A 1,463-nucleotide genomic window follows, 5' to 3' on the forward strand; every position below is an offset into this window, starting at 1 on the left:
GCCGATACCGCCGAACGGAGTCTCCGGGATCGTCACCACCATCTGGTTGATCCCGATCACACCAACTTCCATCGCCTCCGAAATGCGATTGGCAGTCGCAGCGGAGCGCGTGAAGGCATATCCGGCCAATCCATACGGCAATGCGTTCGCTCGTGCGAGGCCCTGTTCTATATCATCAACAGGTTGTATCAAGGCAAGAGGGCCAAAGGGTTCTTCCGTCATGGCCCGCGCTTGATCGGAGATATCCGCCAGGATTGTCGGCTTGTACATTAGCCCCGGAGCTTTAATGCGCTCGCCGCCCACGACAAGCCGGGCCTGATGGGCAAGAGCGTCGCTGATGAGGTCATCCATCGCAGCGACACGACGGCTGTTGGCTACCGGCCCTACCGTTGTACCCGCCTGCAGACCATCGCCAACCACCTGTTTGTCGGCAAATGCCCGAGCATGCTCAAGGTATTCAGCATAGATCGGCCGTTCGACGAAGAAGCGCGTAGGAGAGGTGCAGACCTGACCGGTGTTGCGCAGCTTGATCGCCATGGAGAGTTCTGCCGCACGCTGGACGTCAGCGTCTTTCGCGACGATGACAGGTGCATGGCCGCCGAGTTCCATCGTAGCAAGCGTCAGGGTCTCTCCTGCCAAGCGCGCGAGATGACGCCCTACCGGTGTCGACCCCGTGAAGGAGATCTTGCGGATGACCGGTGAGCGGATGAGATATTCGGAGACCTCCGCGGGAATCCCGAACACGACATTCAGCACACCATCTGGCAAGCCTGCGTCGGTGAGCGCCCGAGCAATTTCCAGCGTCGTACCTGGCGTTTCTTCAGCGGGTTTGATGATGCAGGTGCATCCAGCGGCAAGCGCCGGGGCTATCTTGCGCGCTGGCGTCACGGCAGGGAAGTTCCACGGCGTGAAGCAAGCCACTGGGCCAACTGGTTCTTGTGTAACCGTCTGGCGCATGTCAGCGAGCCGAGCAGGAATAACGCGGCCATAGCTGCGTCGTCCCTCTTCCGCAAACCAGTCGAAGAATTCCGCTGCCGCAGTGATCTCACCTTTTGCTTCCGCAAGCGTCTTCCCTTCCTCCGACGTCAGCACTGTGGCGATTTGCTCCAGACGCTCTCGCATCAGATCGGCCGCGCGGCGCAAGATGTTGCCACGCTCAAACGGCGATGTTCGCTTCCAGCTTTCGAAGGCGCGGCCTGCAGCCGACAGTGCGCGATCGAGCTCTGCTTTTCCTGCGTGCGGGAGCGTGCCAAGCGGCTGTTCGGTCGCAGGATTGAGAACAGTCTCGCTCCCGCCAGAGGCTTCTTCGATCCATTCCCCATCTATGAGGAGTGCCAGCTTCGTATACATGTTCTTTTCCTTAGGAGTGGGTGTCGGGCGCTCAGGCACCACCCGTGCTGAGCCCCGTTTTGAATCTTTTGCGGCTACCGATTTGGCTTACGCCTTCGCCCAACGACGAAGAC

The 1,463-nt window shown here is 59.9% G+C and carries 1 protein-coding gene; it reads right to left on the bottom strand.

Annotation, left to right across the window (positions count from 1 at the left end; genetic code table 11):
* A partial coding sequence (locus AYK65_RS31020; RefSeq protein WP_081163183.1) for an NAD-dependent succinate-semialdehyde dehydrogenase occupies window positions 1-1,350 on the bottom strand: 1,350 nt, incomplete at its 3' end.
* Window positions 1,351-1,463: the final 113 nt, after the last annotated feature.

The organism is Ensifer aridi (genome assembly GCF_002078505.1).
Classification (GTDB): Bacteria; Pseudomonadota; Alphaproteobacteria; order Rhizobiales; family Rhizobiaceae; genus Sinorhizobium; species Sinorhizobium aridi.